This window comes from Kitasatospora purpeofusca (assembly GCF_042691725.1).
Taxonomy (GTDB): Bacteria; Actinomycetota; Actinomycetes; order Streptomycetales; family Streptomycetaceae; genus Kitasatospora; species Kitasatospora purpeofusca_B.
The window spans coordinates 8,129,272-8,143,925 of record NZ_CP170483.1 but is presented as its reverse complement, the minus strand read 5'-3'; the positions used below and the strand labels follow the sequence as shown (position 1 = coordinate 8,143,925).

Genomic DNA, 14,654 nt, shown 5'->3' with positions numbered 1-14,654 from the left:
GGGGGTGGCGCGGGATGCGGCACGCGGACGGCGGGGGCGCGCGCCGTAGTGGCGCGCGCCCCCGCCGGGGGTCCGTAGGCGTCCCGGCCCGGGGAGTCGGACTCAGGCCAGGGCCAGGAAGAGCTTCTCCAGCTCCGCCTCGCTCATCGGCGGCGCGTCGGCGTCGGCGCCGGCCATGCACTGGCGCATGCCGCTCGCCACGATCTTGAATCCGGCCCGGTCGAGCGCCCGGGAGACGGCGGCCAGCTGGGTCACCACGTCCTTGCAGTCCCGGCCGGCCTCGATCATGGCGATCACGCCCGCCAGCTGCCCCTGGGCACGCCGGAGCCGGTTCAGGACCGCGCCGACGGCCTCCTCGTCCACCTGCATCTCAGGACCGCCTTCCGCTGTCGACTACCGGCTGTCCAGTGTACCCCGTGGGGTATCACTGGCCCGGTGGTCGACGGCGGGGGCGCGGCCGGGCGGACGGGGGCGCGGTCAGCGCCGGGCGAGCCTGCGTTCGCCGCCCGCGCCGGTGGCGTACTCCAGGCCGTAGTGCGCGAACACCTCCGGCTCGGCCTCGGCGGGCAGCACGTCGTCGACGCCGATCGACGGCGCCTGCTTGACCAGCGCCCTCGCGAACGCCACCTTGAGGTACCCCGGGCCCAGCACGGCTCCGTCGAGCGGGACGAAGACCAGCTTGCTGTTGACCTTCAGCCCGACCGAGACGGCCGGCCCGATCGTGACGGTCGCGAAGTACGGCTCGTCGCTGGCGGTCTCGACGTAGACGGACTCCAGCTTGCCGATCTTGTGCCCCTTCTGGTCCACGACGGCCTGACCCCGCCACTCCCTGATGTCGGCCGGAACGATCTCGGCGACGGCCATGGCAACCTCCCGTAACCGCCCCACGGCGGCGGCGCCCCGGTTGGGCAGTGCCCCGGACCCTCCCATCCTGCGCCGGGAGCGCGAAGACCGCCCGCTGGGCCCGCCCCTCCCCCGATCGGGTGAACATGCGGGCGCGCGGTCGGCCGGGACGGGGCCGGGCTCCGTCGTCACAGTGACAGGTGGCAAGGGGCCCATTTCGCACAACCGGGGGTGAACCGACCAACAGCGCACAGGAGCCCACTCGAACACCTACGCTGTCCGCCGACGGATCATCAGATCACCTGGGCGGAGGCGCGGCAGCGATGGTGAGTTACGAAGACATGTGGGAGCAGGGCGAGCCGGGCATCCCCGCCGACCTCCGCCCGGAGATCCCGCACCCCGCCCGGATGTACGACTACTACCTGGGAGGAAAGGACAACTTCCCGGCCGACCGCGAGGCCGCCGAGCGGGCCCTGGCGGCCAACCCCGAATTCCGGTCCACCGCGCGCGCCAACCGGGGCTTCCTCACCCGGGCGGTGCGGTGCGTGGCGGACCTCGGCATCGACCAGTTCCTTGACATCGGAACCGGCATCCCCACGGCCGGCAATACCCATGAGATCGCCCAGGCGGTCGACCCCGGCGCCCGGGTCCTCTACGTGGACAACGACCCGATCGTGCTCGCCCATGCCCGCGCCCTGATGGGCGGCACCGCCGTCGGCCGCACCACCGTCATCCAGGCCGACCTGCGCCGGCCCGCCGAGCTCCTCGCCGACGCCCGGGCCGAGAAGCTGCTCGACTTCGACCGCCCGACGGCCCTCGTGCTCGCCGCCGTCCTGCACTTCGTGCGGGACGAGGAGGACCCCTACGAGTTGGTGCGCACGCTGCTGGACGTTCTCGCCCCCGGCAGCCACCTGATCCTGTCGCACGGCACCGCGGACTTCCTCCCCGCCGAGGTCCGCGACCGGGTGACGGGCGTCTACAGCAAGGCCACCGCTCCCCTGGTCGGCCGCACCCGGGACCAGGTGCGCGCCCTCCTCGACGGCTTGGAGGTCCTCGACCCCGGGGTCGTCACCGTCCCCCTCTGGCGACCCGACGGCGCCCTGCCCGCGGGCGCCGACCGCGTCAGCATGTACGGCGCGGTGGCCCGCAAGCCCTGACCCCGGCCCTGACCCCGGCCCGGGCGGTGCGGGCCGGGGCGGACCGGGGCGGACCGGGGCGGGACCGGACGGTCCGGCCGGGGCTACGCCGGCTTGCCCGCACGGATCGAGTACATCAGCGGGACACCCGGCTGTCCCTCCGGGTAGCGGAAGACCCGGTCGTGCTTCAGGACCGGGAAGCGGGCGAACACGGTGAAGTCGTGCTCGTGGAGGAAATCGATCCGCAGGCCCTCGGCCGCCAGGGCGCTGACGACCTCGCCGATCCCGTGCTGCCACTCGACGGTCACGGTGGCGGCCGTGGGCGACAGCTCGCCGTCGGTGTAGGTGCCGGCCTCGTCCCAGACCGTGGCCTCGCGGTGGAAGTAGTCGTACTCGACCGTCCGGCCGTCCTCGGCCAGGGTGTCGGCGAAGGGATGGAACTCCGCCAGGTAGAGGAAGCCCCCCGGGGCGACCAACGCCGCCACCGTCCGCGCCCAGCGCGCGATGTCCGGGAGCCAGCACAGCGCGCCCAGCCCGGTGTAGACGACGTCGAAGGTCCGCCCGTCGAGCGCGTCCACGGCGCCGTACACGTCGGAGACGACGAACCGGGCGGTGTCCGCGCCGATCCGCTCGGCCAGCGCGGTGGCGGCCTCCACCGCCGGCCGGGAGAAGTCCAGCCCGGTGACGGTCGCCCCGTGCCGGGCCCAGGACAGCGTGTCCTGCCCGAAGTGGCACTGGAGGTGGAGCAGGGACTTCCCGCCCACCTCGCCGACCTCGGCGAGCTCGAAGTCCCGCAGGGACTCCTTGCCCGCGACGAACCCGGCCACGTCGTAGAAGTCGCTGGCCACATGCACCGGAACGCGCCCGTCCCAGTTGGCGCGGTTGGCCGCGAGCCAGTCGGCGGGCATCGGATTCTTCGTCATACCCACCACGTTAGGCACGCCCCGTCGCCCCGCTCAAACCGTTTTCGGCGGGCGCCGTCAAGCGTAGTGAATCTACGTCCACGGCTTCGTGCCGCCCGTCTGCCGCACTCCCCGGCGGTTCGCTACGTTGAACGGACATCGCGGTACGCAGCATCGGGGGTGGTGTGATGGTCCCGGGTCACGTGGGTGCCCTCGTCTCGTACGGCCTGCTGACGGCCCTTCTCGGTGCCACCACCTTCTGGACCCTGCAGAACGGCGGCCCGCACACCACGCTGATCAGTGTCCTGACCGGAGTCTCCGCGGGCCTCGCCCTCCTGGTGACGGCCGCCTTCGCCACCGGCCCCGGCACCCCGCTCGGCAGCCTCGCCGTCTTCCTCAACCTGCTGCTCTCCCTGGCGTGGAACATCGCGGCGCAGGGCCTGCTCGTCGTCGGCGTCGTCATGTCCATCGCCCGTAGCGAGAGCGTGCTCGGTGACGACCGGCGCACCTGGCTCCTGGGCGCCGTGTTCTTCCTCGCCAGCGGCCTGCACTACGCGGGCGTCAAACACCTCAACACCGCCATCGACCACTGGCGCTGAGCACCGACCCGCCGAACAGCCGCGCGCCCCCGGCCCGCGATCACCTGACGACCGGCCAACTCTCGCCGCCTCGAACGGGCTTGGTCCCGCCCTGGAGTGTCGGTCCGCTCCGTACACTGGAGACACGAGTACGTCGTCAGGTGTTTCCGCCGATTCGAAGGCGAGGCCATGTCCGACTCCTCCGTCCCGCTCCCCCGTCCCCGCAGGTCCTCGCGCCGCCCGAGGGCCCGGGTCGTCGACCAAGGCCGCTTCACCCGGCCGGAGTTGCTCACCGACCGGCTGCTTGTCCACGTCGACACCTCCCGGGTGGGGTTCGTACGCGACCACCTCGATCCCCTCCGCGGCGGGCTCGTGATCAGTGGACCGAAGGCCCTCGGGAAGGCGTTCGAGCTGCGCGGCGAGGGCTTCGAGCACGTGCTCCTCGCCGACCCGGCGTTCTACGAGGACGGCATCGCGACGGCGGAGGCCCCCTACCTGCAACGGACCGGCGAACTGCCCGCCAGCGATCCGCTCGGCCAGGCGGTTCAGGAGCAGTTCGCGGCCGGCGCGACGGCGGCGCTGGGGCGTGTCTGACAATTCGCGTCGGATCAGCGTGTGGCGTCAGGGTGCGTGCATCGCAAGGCGGAGGAGGGAGTCCATGCGTCGCATCGGCGACCGACGACAACGCGGCGAGGTGCGTGCCCTGACGCCACACGCCCGGCGGGAATTGTCAGACACGCCCCGACCCCAACCGGATACCTCCGGGCGGGGGACACGGCCGCGCTGCGGGCCGCGGTACGTCAAGCGGCGGCGCGCGAGGATCCCCGGATCGTGCTCGCCCTCCCGATCGACGTCGGGTGGCTGCGCGGCGACTCGGTCGGCCACCTGATCGAGGAACTGGGCGGGGCGCCGGGTCCGAAGGCCGTGATGCTCGGCGGCCAACTGGACCCGCTGGCGAGCTTCCCCGAGGCGCTCACCGGACTGGCGCGGGTCCTGGCCCAGGTACCGGGTACCGCGCTGCTGCGCGCCGATCTCGCGGCGTTCGGCGCGCTCGCACGGGGGGCGGCGTTCGCCGGCTTCGGCCTGTCGGGGCGTCTGCGCCACACCGTCCCGCCCGGCGAGCCCGCGAGGAGCTCCGGATTCGCCACCTCCCCCGCCGTCCTCTTCCCCGAGTTGATGGCCCTGTTCCTCGGCAAGACCCTCGCGCGCCGCTTCGCCGCGACACACGCACCCGTGTGCGAGTGCGCGGCGTGCGGACAGCGCCCGCTGGACAGCTTCCCGAGCAACCGTGACGGTCGGCCGGCGGCGCAGCACAACACGGCCGTGCTGATGTCCTGGCAGCGGACGCTGCAGAACCTGGCCGCCGGGCCCGACCGCCGACGGTGGTGGCAGGAGCGCTGCCGTACTGCGGTGGACCGGTACCCGCTGGTCAACGCCGCCATTCGGCAGCCGAACGGCTTCAAGGTCCAGCCTCAGCTGCTGCGCTGGTCCCTGCTCGATGCGGCGCCCTCGGCGCCGGCCGGCGCGGGAGCCGACTGACGACGCGGGAGCCGACTGACGACGGGGCGCAGGGGCGAGCGGGCGGCTCAGCACAGCCGTCCGTACACCTCCTCGACGAACTCCCAGGCCGCGGCGGTGTGCCGCTGCGGCCGGTACGCCTCGGGTTCCAGGGCGACCCGGATTCCGTCCGGCCCGTGGACGAGCACGCCGATGCCGTAGAAGGCGGCCTCCACCACGGTCTCGTCCAGCCCTGCCCGCGGGACCTCGTCGAGCAGGACGGCGCGGCGGCAGAACGGCGCGAACCGGCCCGCACGCTCCAGGCCCGTGCGCCGCTCCGCGGCCCGCACGACCGCGAGGTCGACGGCGAGCGGCCGGACCGCCCGCCGCGTCACCAGATCCGCGTCCCACTCGACCGCCCCGCGCGGAAGGCAACGGACCTGCGCCTGCTCCGGAAGGGAACCCACCGGGACGCGACAGCCGACCGGAAGGCCGAGCAGGCACTCCAGGGCGGGGATGCTGTCCAACCGCCCGGCACCGGCCGCCTGCCGCCTGCGGTGCTCGGCCCCGTCGAGCCGGTACAGCAGAAGGGCACGGGTCCCCAGGACCGAGAGCACGACGCCTTCGCTCTCCGGGGACACCTGCGGCAACGCCGCCTTGCGCACCGAGCACCACGCCGCGGGATTCGCCACACTTGCCATGGCCCCACCCTGCCCTACCGGCCGACGCGACGGCCAGGCGCCCCTCCGGGCGGAGGGAGGCTGACGGAAACCGGCTGAACTCTGGTCGCACGCGGCCCGTCTGACGACCGGCCAGGCACCGGGATCAGCCCGTTCGGAGTCGATCAGTAGGGTTCGTCGTATGGACTTCCCTCGTGTCGACGCCGGTCCGCTCGACCGGTGGTGTGCGCGCCACCTCGGGTCGGGGATCGTGGCGGAGCGCTTTCGGAGCGGACGGCTTTCGGCCGTGATCGGTGCTGTGCTCGCCGACGGCCGGGAGGTCGTCGTCAAGGTCCGGGAGCCGGCCGCGCGGCTCGAAGGGTGCTTCGCCGTGCAGCGGCTGCTGCACGCGTCCGGGTATCCGGCTCCCGAGCCGATCCTCGGGCCGACGGCGTTCGGGCGGTGGACGGCCGGCGTCGAGGCGATGGTCGAGGGCGGGGACGAACTCCCGTCCTCGGGGCGGGATCCGCGTCCGTTCGCGTCGGCGCTCGAAGCGCTGGTGCGCACCGCCCGTCCGTTGGCCGCCGGGGTGGACCTCGAACCGAAGCCGTCGTGGAACCGGTGGGACCACCCCGGGCCCGGGGTGTGGGCGACCGCCGAGGACGTCGAGCGGCCGTTCCACTCGGTGGCGGGGCCGGACTGGCTCGAACGGGCCGGCCGGGGCGCCCGTGAGCGGATCGCCGACTGGCGGGCCCCGGCGGTCGTCGGCCACGGCGACTGGCACCGGAACAACTTCCGCTGGCGCGGCGAGGAACTCCACGTCGCGCACGACTGGGACAGCGCGATCACCGGGACGGAGGCGGTGGTCGTGGGGATCGCCGCCGCCTATGTGGCCCCGTCCGTGGAGGAGTCGGCGGCGTTCCTCGCGGCGTACCAGGAGCTGGCCGGCCGGCGGTTCGGGCGCGACGAGCTGGAAGCGAGCTGGGCGACCGGCCTCTGGCTGCGGGGGTGGAAGTCCAAGCGGCAGGTGGTCACCGGCGAGCCGATCCGGTCGCTGACTGAGGACGAGGCGATCAGGCTGTCCGCGCTCGCCGGGCTCTGAGCGTCAGGGGCGCGTAGCGGTGAGGACGGTGAGGAGGGGCGGGTGCGGGGGCCAGGGGAGGTCCGGGGCGGTGGCGGCGAGGCGGAGGGCGCCGAGGAGGGGCGGGCCGTCGGGGGTGCGGAGGCGGGCGGCGGGGAGGTGGGTGGCCAGGGCGGCGAGGGTGGCGCGGCGCAGGGGGGTGAGGCGGAAGAGGCCGCCGGCCAGGGCGAGGTCGGGGGCGGGGAGGCCGGCCGAGCCGGCGGCGGCGGTCGCGGTGGCGGCGATCTCCTCGCCCGCGCGGTGGAGCAGTCCGGCGGCGACCGGGCAGCCCTCCTCGGCCGCCGCGGCGACGTCGGGGGCGAAGGCGGCGAGCAGGGCGGCCCGGTCGGGGCGCGGTTGGAGGGCCGCCGGGAGGCCGGTCACCGGTCCGTAGCGGCGTTCGGCGGCGGCCAGCAGCAGGGGCGAGCCGCCGGGGCGACCGTCGTACGCCCGCAGGGCGGCCTCCAGTCCGGACCGGCCGAGCCAGCCGCCGCTGCCGCAGTCGCCCAGCAGTTGGCCCCAGCCGTCGGCCCGCCGCCAGCCGGCGCCCGGTCGGTAGCCGATCGCGACCAGCCCCGTCCCGCCGGCCACGGTCACCCCGGCGTCCGTGCCGAGCGCGCCCACATGGGCGGTGATCGCGTCCCCGGCGAGCACCAGGTGCCGGGCCCCGGTGGCGCGGGCGAGCGGGCCGGGCAGGCGGGCGGCGAGGTCACGGCCGAGCAGGGCCATCCCGGTGGCGCCGACCGCGACGGCCCCGATCCGCGCGCCGTCCGGCAGTCCGGCGGCCAGGCCCCGGAGGGCGGGGAGCAGCCGGTCGAGCAGCGCCCGGGCGTCCAGCCCGCCGGCCGGGGCCGACACCCGCGCGGGCGCGGCCAGCTCGGCCGTCCGCGCCCCCGCGAGTGCCTCCGGCCACCTGCCGGGCGCCAGTGCGACCCGGATCCCGGACCCGCCGACGTCGGCCCCGGCGACCCAGCACTCCCCCGCGGTCGGCTCCACGGTGTCCCTCCAGGGTGTGTCGGCCCGGCTACGGCCCGAGCAGGCCGAACCGCGCGGCGAGGCGATCCGCCAGGTCGGCGGCGGGCACCGCACCGTCGGCCGTGACGACGGCGGCGCCGTGGAGCGGGGCCTGACGGCGGACCTCATCGTCCCAGAGGTCGTCGCGGGCGAGGCGCTCGGCGAGTGCGCTCCGCGGGTCCGCGTCGCCCCCAGGTGGCCCGGGCCCGGGCGGGGTCCGCGTACCGGGCGGCGAGGGCGGCCTTCCGGAAGGCGGGCGCAGGCAGCAGGAAGACGGCCTGCCCGGGGTGCCGGAGCAGGGGCGCGAGGTCGCGCGGGAGGATCCCGAAGTAGTCGACCAGGACGGGGCGGTCGGCGGGGAGGGCGAGGAGGTCCTCGACCAGGAACCCGGTCATCTCGCCGTGCAGGCTCGGCATGGCCCGGAACACCTGCCGCGCGCTCCGGCCGTGCCACGGGGCGCCCGGCGGCCGGTCCCGCAGGGCGGCGAGGTGGGGGTGACGCTCGGCGCTGCACCGGTCGAGCCGGCGGTGCTCGGCGCGGTCGCCGTCGAGGACGGCGATGCCGTGGCGCTCGGCGAGCAGGCGGGCCAGCGTGCTGTTGCCGGCCGCCGTTCCGCCGGCGATCCAGCGCACGTGGGCCAGCCGTTCGGCGAGGGAGGGGTCGGTGAGGCGGTCCGGGGGTGTGGACGTCATGGCCTCCATGGTCGGGGCGCGGCGCGGAAACGGCAGTCTTGTTCCTGGTCGCCGGCCGCCCGAGAACGGCGGAGGGGGCCGTCCTCAGCCTGCCGGGGTCCGGCCCGTCCCGCGATCGTGGATGGCCCGCAGCCAGGGATGGCGGATCGCGGGCAGGGTGGCCGGGGTGCCGTGGAGGAGGGTGTGGGCGGGCCGCAGGTGCCGGTGCCGGAGACGGGGCGGGAGGACGTCGTCGCGCTCCACGCCGTCGGGGAGGCGGCCGGTGGCGGGGACGAGCGGGCGTCCGGGGCGGAACGCGAGGTGGGCCCGCACCTCCACGGCGAGCGGTACGGCGGTGACACCGGGAGGCGCCGGCCAGGGTTCGCCGCTCTGCGGGTGCTGCGGGACGACGGCGAGGGCCGCGTGCCGGGCGGGCCCGTCGTCGAGGAGGCGGCGGAAGGTGTCCGCCAACGGGCCGTCGGGGAGGGCGACGGCCGCACCGTCCGAGGCCGCGACCAGGTGGGCCAGGGCCACGGTGACCGCCATCGTCCAGTGCGGGTCCCCGTTGCCTTCCGGCTCGGCCCGCGCCGTACGGCGGGCTTCGTCGATCAGGGACCGCCGGGGTGTGACCGGACGGGCCTCGCCGGTCGGGGCCCCGGTGGACGGCACCCGGATCCAGCCGGACGACCTGCCGGAGGGAGCAGTCGTCGACGCGGGTGGCGACCAGCCGTCCGCACCCCGTGCAGGCGAGGTCGGGCCCGTCGCGGCCGTCGAGCCCGCAGCAGGAGCCGTCGGTGCGGCCGGGGCCAGGACGGCGGGTACGCGGGTATCACCGTCCCGGGCGGGCCGTGGCCGGCGGTTTTCCGGCGGCCACGGCCCGCCCGGGTCAGGCGGAGGCGGCGGGCAGGCCGAGGAGTTCGGCGCAGCCGTTGCGGTTGTGGCGTTCCTGCCAGAGTTCGAGGGCGCTGCGGCAGGCGTGGTCGAGGTGGCGCACGCCGGCGAGGTCGAGGCGCACGGGGCGGTCGGCCGGCAGTTGCTCCAGGGATTCGAGGGTTTCGAGGAGGCGGGGCAGGCGGAGGAAGGTGGCGTTGCCGTGCAGGGTCACCCGGACGGCGCCGCCCGGGAGTTCGGCGACCGCGACCTGGAGGTGGGAGGTGTCCCAGGCGCTCTTGAGCACCGCGAGGAGCAGGCCGAGCAGCACCCCTTCGAGGAGGTTGGTCACCACGATGGCGATCGCCGTGGCGGCCAGGATCGCCGCCTCGCCGCGGTCGGCGCGCCAGAGCGGCCGCAGGGTGCGGACCGGGACCAGCTTGGCCCCGGCGTGGACCAGGACGCCGGCCAGGGCGGCGAGCGGGATGGCGGAGAGGAAGCCGGGGAGCAGGGCCGCGAAGAGCAGCAGCCAGAGGCCGTGCAGGACGCGGGAGGCCTTGGTGCGGGCGCCGGCCTGGACGTTGGCGGCGCTGCGGACGATGACGGCGGTCATCGGCAGGGCGCCGAGCAGACCGCAGAGGGTGTTGCCGACGCCCTGGGCGAGCAGTTCGCGGTCGTAGTCGGTGCGCGGACCGTCGTGCAGGCGGTCGACGGCGGCCGCGCTGAACAGGCTCTCGGCCGAGGCGATCAGCGCGAAGGCGACGGCCGTGCCGAGCACGCCGAGGCTGCCGAGCGCCGCGAGGTCGGAGGCTCCGGGCAGGTGGAGGACACCGGTGAGTCCGGCCACCTCGACCCGGGCGACGGGCAGGTCGAACAGGGCGGTGACGGCCGTCGCGCCCGCGACGGCGGCGAGCGGTGCGGGAACTGCCCGGAGCCGTGCGGGCAGGCGCGGCCAGAGCAGCAGGACCGCCACCGTCCCGGCCCCGACGGCCGCCGCGGCGAGCGCGTGCGGATCCCCGGCGGTGTCGGCGGCCAGGCCGGGGAGTCCGGCGAGCTTGGCGGGGCCGCCGGCCGGGCCCCTGGCGTCGGCGAGCGCGTAGAGCTGACCGGCGATCAGCACCAGGCCGATCCCGGCCAGCATGCCCTGGACCACCGAGACGGAGATCGCCCGGAACAGCCGGCCGAGCCGGGCGGCGCCCAGGGCGAGCTGGAGCAGGCCGGCGGCGGCGGTGATGACGCCGAGGGTGGCGAGGCCGTGTTCCTGGACGGCGGCGAGGACCAGGACGGTCAGGCCGGCGGCGGGGCCGGACACCTGGAGGCTGCTGCCGGGCAGCAGCCCGGTCACCAGGCCGCCGACGATGCCGGTGACCAGGCCGAGTTCGGCCGGGACGCCGGAGGCGACGGCGACGCCCACGCAGAGCGGGAGGGCGACCAGGAAGACGACGAGGGAGGCGGGGAGGTCGGAGCGCAGAGTGCTCAGCCGAAGGGCGGGACGACGAGTCATCGGGTCCTCGGGAGAGTGCGGACGGTGCGGTGGACGGCGGAACGGCGGTGCGGCGGAACGGCGGAGTGCCGGTGCGACGGGAGGCGGTGCGACGAAAGGCGGTGCGACGGAGCGCGGTGCGGCGAGGTCACAGCGGGAGGAAGAGGCCGGTGTCGGCCCGGTGGGAGAGCACCAGTCCGGTGTGGATCTCGTAGAACCAGCCGTGCAGCCGGATCCGCCCCTCGCTCAGCCGGCGGGCGACGGCCGGGTAGCCGCGCAGCCGGTCGAGCTGGGCGAGCACGTGGCGCTGCACCGGGCCGGCCACCGTCGGGTCGAAGACATCGGCGCCGTCCGCACGGAGCGCGGCCCGGTCGGCGTGGCGCAGCCAGGAGCGGACGGCGGGCGCGGCGCTGAGGTCCTCGCCGCGGACGACGGCGCCGACGGCACCGCAGTGCGAGTGTCCGCACACCACCAGGTCGCGGACGCCGAGCACCTCGACCGCGTACTCGATGGTGGCGGTCTCGCCGGAGGCGGCGTCGGCCCGGTAGGCGGGGACGATGTTGCCCGCGGTGCGGAGTTCGAAGAGGTCGCCGGGGTCGGCGCCGGTGATCAGGGCGGGCACCACCCGGGAGTCGGAGCAGGTGATGAACAGGGCCTGCGGGGCCTGGCCGGCGGCGAGGCCGGTGAGTTCCCGGCCGGTGTCACCCGCGCGCTGCGGGAAGGCCCGGGCCCGGTCGATGAGCGGTTCCATGAGGGTGGATGCCTCCTTCGGTGACCCTCGCGGCGCCGGCCGGGAGGGGCGGTGGACGGGCAGGCGCGTCGGAACCTGACATCCCGGGCGGGCGGGTGCGGCCGCGGCGGGCGGACGGCATGCCGCAGGGCCGCGTCGGTGACCCTCGGTGTCCCCCCGGTGACCTGATGACGCGTCAAGGGGAAGTAAAACACGGGTATGGGGTCGGCAAAAGCTCGTCCAGGGCGCAGAGTGTGCCGATCTGGTTAACATCCTGTTGCCGTGAACGGCACAGGGCCTTCCGCCTCGGCGTCCGCTCCCCGGGGGCCCGGCGGGACAGCGAGGCGTTGATGCATCGCGCTTTCCGCACGCCCCTCGCGAGGGCGGCGCGCCCCCTTACACGCCTGCGAGCCGCCGCCGTTCGGGGGAACGGCGGCGGCCCGGGCGGACGGGTTGACGGTGGGTCAGCGGCGCAGGGTGGTGACGGTGAGGCCGGGGGCGGAGCGGATCTCGGCCTCGGTGAAGCGCTCGGTCACCCACTGCTTGCGGGCGTAGCGGCGGGTCTGGTCGGTGAAGTGGGCCGAGGTCGGGTCGGCCGACTGGCCGTAGGCGAGCAGGGTCCGGGTGCGCGGGCCGCCGTCGGTCAGTTCGGTGGCCATCAGGAAACTGGAGCCGTGCGGGACCCTCGTGCCGTCGGCCGGGTAGGTACCGCCGCCCGCGCCCGAATCCGGCCCGGCCGTGAGCACGTTGAAGCAGCCGGTCTCACCCGAGCAGCCGTGCAGCGGGATGCCCGCCCAGCGCTGGACGCCGCCGATCGGGGCGTCCACCGGCAACCCGGCGGCGGTCAGGGCGCGCACCGCGTCGGCGAGCGCGCGCTGGGCGTCCGGGTTGTCGGCGGCGATGCCGCGCGGGGTGGTGAGCGGCCGGGCCGGGTCGTACGGGACCGTCTGCCAGGCCGTCGTACGGGTGCGCGCCAGCGCGTTGCGGTACTCCTGCCAGAGCACGGTGCCCCGGCTGTCGGCGTCGGCCCGGGTGTTCCAGGCCGCGAGCACGTCGCAGGCCGCGCGCACGTCGACCCGGGTGCCGTCGGTGGCCGCGATCACCGGGTGGGTGCGGCAGAGCGCGACGGCGTCGTCGCGGTCCAGTTCGGCGCTCTGCACGCGATTGCCGAACATGGTCGCCTGGAGGGAGTCCAGGGTGAAGCCGGGCGCGCCGAGGCCGTCGGTACCGGCCCGACGGTCGGCGATCATCCGCAGGCTCAGCTGCGGCCGCGCCGCGAGCTCCGGGCCGCCGTTGTAGACGGCGGGCAGGCCGGCGATCGGCGCGTCCGCGTTCGTCAGGTAGGGACCGTTGTTGGCGTTGGCCACGTAGTCGGTGCGGGTCAGCTCCGGGTGGTTGGCGGGGCCGAACACACCGGGGAGCAGCGCGTCGGGGTCGCGGCCCGGGTCGCAGGCGGTGGTCGACCCGTCCAGCACGCCGTCCACGATCGGATCCGGCACCAGGCAGCGCGCCCGCAGCGCGTCGGTGATGTGCGGGACGGCGGAGGAGTCGGCGAAGTAGGTGGTCCCGCTGGAGTCGACGGCCGTCGTGTACATCCACGGGTCGCCCTGGTAGGTGCGCTGGGCCTGTCGCAGCTGGTCGAGGTTCTGCGACCGGCCCATCGCCACCCACTCGTTGAGGGAGCGGAGGTTCTCGGCGTTGGCGTCGCGCAGGGTGTAGGCGTACTCGCCGGTCCAGCCGTCGGCCATGACGTAGCCGTGGCGGGAGTGGTAGAGCTTCCGGTCGACGGTGGAGAGCGCGCCGTCGGCGGCCCGGACGGTGACCGGGACGGTCTCCGTGGTCATCCGCTCGACCTTGCCGTCCACCAGGTACGCGGTCGGGTCGCCCGGCACCAGCGCGAGGCGGTAGGCGGTCACGTGGTCGGCGTAGCTGGTGGTGTGGGTCCAGGCGAGGCCCTTGGTGTGGCCGATCTGCAGGAACGGGATGCCGTAGAGGCCGGCGCCGGCGACGTCCAGGACGCCCGGGATGGTCAACTGGGCCTGGTAGAACCGCTGCCAGCCGACCCACTGGAGGTGCGGGTTGGCCAGCAGCAGGCCGTTGCCGTCACGGCCGGCGTCCCGTCCGATCGCCCAGGCGTTGCTGCCGGTGTCGGGGCCGTCGGCCGCCCGGCGCACCCAGGAGGGCCGGGCCGGCGCGTCGGCGGACGTGTCGGAGGCGGCCGATGTGTCGGAGGTGGCGGCTTCGGAGACGGGCGCGGCACCTGCTCCCGGAACGGCGGTGGCGGCGGACTTCTTGCCGGTGCCCGCCTCGGTGTTGGCGCCGTACAGGATGTTCCAGATGTCATCGGCGGTGATCGGTCCGACCCAGCCCTTCCCCCGGCAGGACGGGTCCGGGAGGTGGTCGGCGCCGGTGTCGCGCAGATAGCGGTTGTACCCCGCGACGTACCCGTCGACCAGCTGCCGCACCTCGCCGGTCGGGCCGAGCGGCGCCGGCTGGGCCAGCAGCCGCTGCACCGTCCCGGAGCGCCGCACGCTCTGCTGATAGGTGTCGCTCGCCAGGTTGACGGGCCGGCCCACGGACCGGCCGTCCGGCCCGAACCAGCGCGAGCGCTCGCCGCGCACGGTGACCACCTGGTCGGCGAGCTGGCAGAGGTTGTCCTGGGCGAAGGCGTACCCGTAGCCGTAGCCCAGGCCGCCGAAGTCCCGGGCGAGGATGTGCGGGACGCCGAACTCGGTCCTGCGGATCTTGGTGGTCCAGCCGCCGCGGTCGGCCCCCGGGCCGGCCGCGAGGTCGGTGTCGGCAGCCTGCGCCGAGGCGGGCGCCAGCGCCGTGAGCAGGCCCGCGGCCAGCCCGAGGGCGAGCACGCCGGACGCCAATCGGCGGATGGGTGAACGCTGTTGACGATCATTCATTTTTCTTGTCTCCGTCACGTCCCCCACGCTGCCGTCGCAGGCGCCCACCGGTCATCGCCCCGTGGAACGACCCGCCCATCGCCCTCCGGACCTACGCGCGTACACCTCGGGGAGGGGGTGTTCCTTGTCCGAACCACCCCTTCCGACGGAGGGTGGGCCCTTGTGGATCATCCGGCTCCGGCGCCGCACCGGAGCGCCCGGCCCGCCGACCAGGGGAGGGGCTCTCGCGCAGTTCGAAG

The 14,654-nt window shown here is 75.2% G+C and carries 15 protein-coding genes; 5 read left to right on the top strand and 10 right to left on the bottom strand.

All coding sequences use genetic code 11. The features are described from left to right. Positions 1 to 102: 102 nt before the first annotated feature. Together ACFCLZ_RS35160 and ACFCLZ_RS35155 are read right to left on the bottom strand one after the other, a co-directional pair. Entirely contained in the window at positions 103 to 369 is a 267-nt protein-coding gene (locus ACFCLZ_RS35160) for a metal-sensitive transcriptional regulator (RefSeq protein ID WP_355376282.1), read from the bottom strand. A 108-nt stretch (positions 370 to 477) separates the two neighbouring features. Next, entirely contained in the window at positions 478 to 864 is a 387-nt protein-coding gene (locus tag ACFCLZ_RS35155) for a PRC-barrel domain-containing protein (RefSeq protein WP_380281954.1), read from the bottom strand. A 302-nt stretch (positions 865 to 1,166) separates the two neighbouring features. Here ACFCLZ_RS35155 and ACFCLZ_RS35150 point away from each other — a divergent pair, with 302 nt between their 5' ends. Then, complete coding sequence (locus tag ACFCLZ_RS35150; protein ID WP_380281953.1) at positions 1,167 to 2,000, top strand: SAM-dependent methyltransferase; 834 nt, start codon at positions 1,167 to 1,169, stop codon at positions 1,998 to 2,000. 83 nt (positions 2,001 to 2,083) lie between these two features. Here ACFCLZ_RS35150 and ACFCLZ_RS35145 read toward each other — a convergent pair whose 3' ends face one another. Next, positions 2,084 to 2,902: a class I SAM-dependent methyltransferase gene (locus ACFCLZ_RS35145; RefSeq protein ID WP_380281952.1), complete on the bottom strand. Its 819-nt coding sequence runs from the start codon at positions 2,900 to 2,902 to the stop codon at positions 2,084 to 2,086. A gap of 182 nt (positions 2,903 to 3,084) precedes the next feature. Here ACFCLZ_RS35145 and ACFCLZ_RS35140 point away from each other — a divergent pair, with 182 nt between their 5' ends. The 3 genes from ACFCLZ_RS35140 to ACFCLZ_RS35130 all read left to right on the top strand — a co-directional run bounded on the left by ACFCLZ_RS35140 (position 3,085) and on the right by ACFCLZ_RS35130 (position 4,998). Beyond that, complete coding sequence (locus tag ACFCLZ_RS35140; protein WP_380281951.1) at positions 3,085 to 3,480, top strand: hypothetical protein; 396 nt, start codon at positions 3,085 to 3,087, stop codon at positions 3,478 to 3,480. A gap of 168 nt (positions 3,481 to 3,648) precedes the next feature. Then, positions 3,649 to 4,053, top strand: a complete 405-nt coding sequence (locus ACFCLZ_RS35135; protein WP_380281950.1) for a hypothetical protein — start codon at positions 3,649 to 3,651, stop codon at positions 4,051 to 4,053. Between the two features lie 237 nt (positions 4,054 to 4,290). Further along, the gene (locus ACFCLZ_RS35130; RefSeq protein WP_380281949.1) at positions 4,291 to 4,998 is read left to right on the top strand and encodes a hypothetical protein; all 708 of its coding nucleotides are present in this window, start codon (positions 4,291 to 4,293) and stop codon (positions 4,996 to 4,998) included. 47 nt (positions 4,999 to 5,045) lie between these two features. On the opposite strand, the gene ACFCLZ_RS35125 is transcribed toward ACFCLZ_RS35130, so the two are convergent. Continuing rightward, complete coding sequence (locus ACFCLZ_RS35125) at positions 5,046 to 5,657, bottom strand: hypothetical protein (RefSeq protein WP_380281948.1); 612 nt, start codon at positions 5,655 to 5,657, stop codon at positions 5,046 to 5,048. Between the two features lie 160 nt (positions 5,658 to 5,817). Between ACFCLZ_RS35125 and ACFCLZ_RS35120 the strand changes: the two genes are divergently transcribed. After that, positions 5,818 to 6,717, top strand: coding sequence for a phosphotransferase (locus tag ACFCLZ_RS35120; RefSeq protein ID WP_380281947.1), 900 nt, complete (start codon positions 5,818 to 5,820; stop codon positions 6,715 to 6,717). 3 nt (positions 6,718 to 6,720) lie between these two features. Here the strand turns inward: ACFCLZ_RS35120 and ACFCLZ_RS35115 are convergent, their stop codons facing one another. The 6 genes from ACFCLZ_RS35115 to ACFCLZ_RS35090 form a co-directional block, all read right to left on the bottom strand. Continuing rightward, entirely contained in the window at positions 6,721 to 7,731 is a 1,011-nt protein-coding gene (locus ACFCLZ_RS35115) for a BadF/BadG/BcrA/BcrD ATPase family protein (protein WP_380281946.1), read from the bottom strand. 143 nt (positions 7,732 to 7,874) lie between these two features. Beyond that, the gene (locus tag ACFCLZ_RS35110) at positions 7,875 to 8,441 is read right to left on the bottom strand and encodes a hypothetical protein (protein WP_380281945.1); all 567 of its coding nucleotides are present in this window, start codon (positions 8,439 to 8,441) and stop codon (positions 7,875 to 7,877) included. Between the two features lie 84 nt (positions 8,442 to 8,525). After that, the gene (locus tag ACFCLZ_RS35105; protein ID WP_380281944.1) at positions 8,526 to 9,089 is read right to left on the bottom strand and encodes a hypothetical protein; all 564 of its coding nucleotides are present in this window, start codon (positions 9,087 to 9,089) and stop codon (positions 8,526 to 8,528) included. A gap of 217 nt (positions 9,090 to 9,306) precedes the next feature. Then, entirely contained in the window at positions 9,307 to 10,794 is a 1,488-nt protein-coding gene (locus ACFCLZ_RS35100; protein ID WP_380281943.1) for a SulP family inorganic anion transporter, read from the bottom strand. A gap of 127 nt (positions 10,795 to 10,921) precedes the next feature. Next, a complete protein-coding gene (locus ACFCLZ_RS35095) occupies positions 10,922 to 11,524 on the bottom strand; it encodes a carbonic anhydrase (RefSeq protein ID WP_380281942.1) in 603 nt (200 codons plus the stop codon). Between the two features lie 443 nt (positions 11,525 to 11,967). Beyond that, complete coding sequence (locus ACFCLZ_RS35090) at positions 11,968 to 14,415, bottom strand: penicillin acylase family protein (RefSeq protein WP_380281941.1); 2,448 nt, start codon at positions 14,413 to 14,415, stop codon at positions 11,968 to 11,970. Positions 14,416 to 14,654 lie beyond the last annotated feature (239 nt).

Excerpts from the sequence above, each read along its gene's own strand:
- ACFCLZ_RS35160 (WP_355376282.1), bottom strand. The coding sequence starts at position 369 with ATGCAGGTGGACGAGGAGGCCGTCGGCGCGGTCCTGAACCGGCTCCGG.
- ACFCLZ_RS35155 (WP_380281954.1), bottom strand. The coding sequence starts at position 864 with ATGGCCGTCGCCGAGATCGTTCCGGCCGACATCAGGGAGTGGCGGGGT.
- ACFCLZ_RS35150 (WP_380281953.1), top strand. The coding sequence starts at position 1,167 with ATGGTGAGTTACGAAGACATGTGGGAGCAGGGCGAGCCGGGCATCCCC.
- ACFCLZ_RS35145 (WP_380281952.1), bottom strand. The coding sequence starts at position 2,902 with ATGACGAAGAATCCGATGCCCGCCGACTGGCTCGCGGCCAACCGCGCC.
- ACFCLZ_RS35135 (WP_380281950.1), top strand. The coding sequence starts at position 3,649 with ATGTCCGACTCCTCCGTCCCGCTCCCCCGTCCCCGCAGGTCCTCGCGC.
- ACFCLZ_RS35125 (WP_380281948.1), bottom strand. The coding sequence starts at position 5,657 with ATGGCAAGTGTGGCGAATCCCGCGGCGTGGTGCTCGGTGCGCAAGGCG.
- ACFCLZ_RS35120 (WP_380281947.1), top strand. The coding sequence starts at position 5,818 with ATGGACTTCCCTCGTGTCGACGCCGGTCCGCTCGACCGGTGGTGTGCG.
- ACFCLZ_RS35110 (WP_380281945.1), bottom strand. The coding sequence starts at position 8,441 with ATGACGTCCACACCCCCGGACCGCCTCACCGACCCCTCCCTCGCCGAA.
- ACFCLZ_RS35100 (WP_380281943.1), bottom strand. The coding sequence starts at position 10,794 with ATGACTCGTCGTCCCGCCCTTCGGCTGAGCACTCTGCGCTCCGACCTC.
- ACFCLZ_RS35095 (WP_380281942.1), bottom strand. The coding sequence starts at position 11,524 with ATGGAACCGCTCATCGACCGGGCCCGGGCCTTCCCGCAGCGCGCGGGT.
- ACFCLZ_RS35090 (WP_380281941.1), bottom strand. The coding sequence starts at position 14,415 with ATGAATGATCGTCAACAGCGTTCACCCATCCGCCGATTGGCGTCCGGC.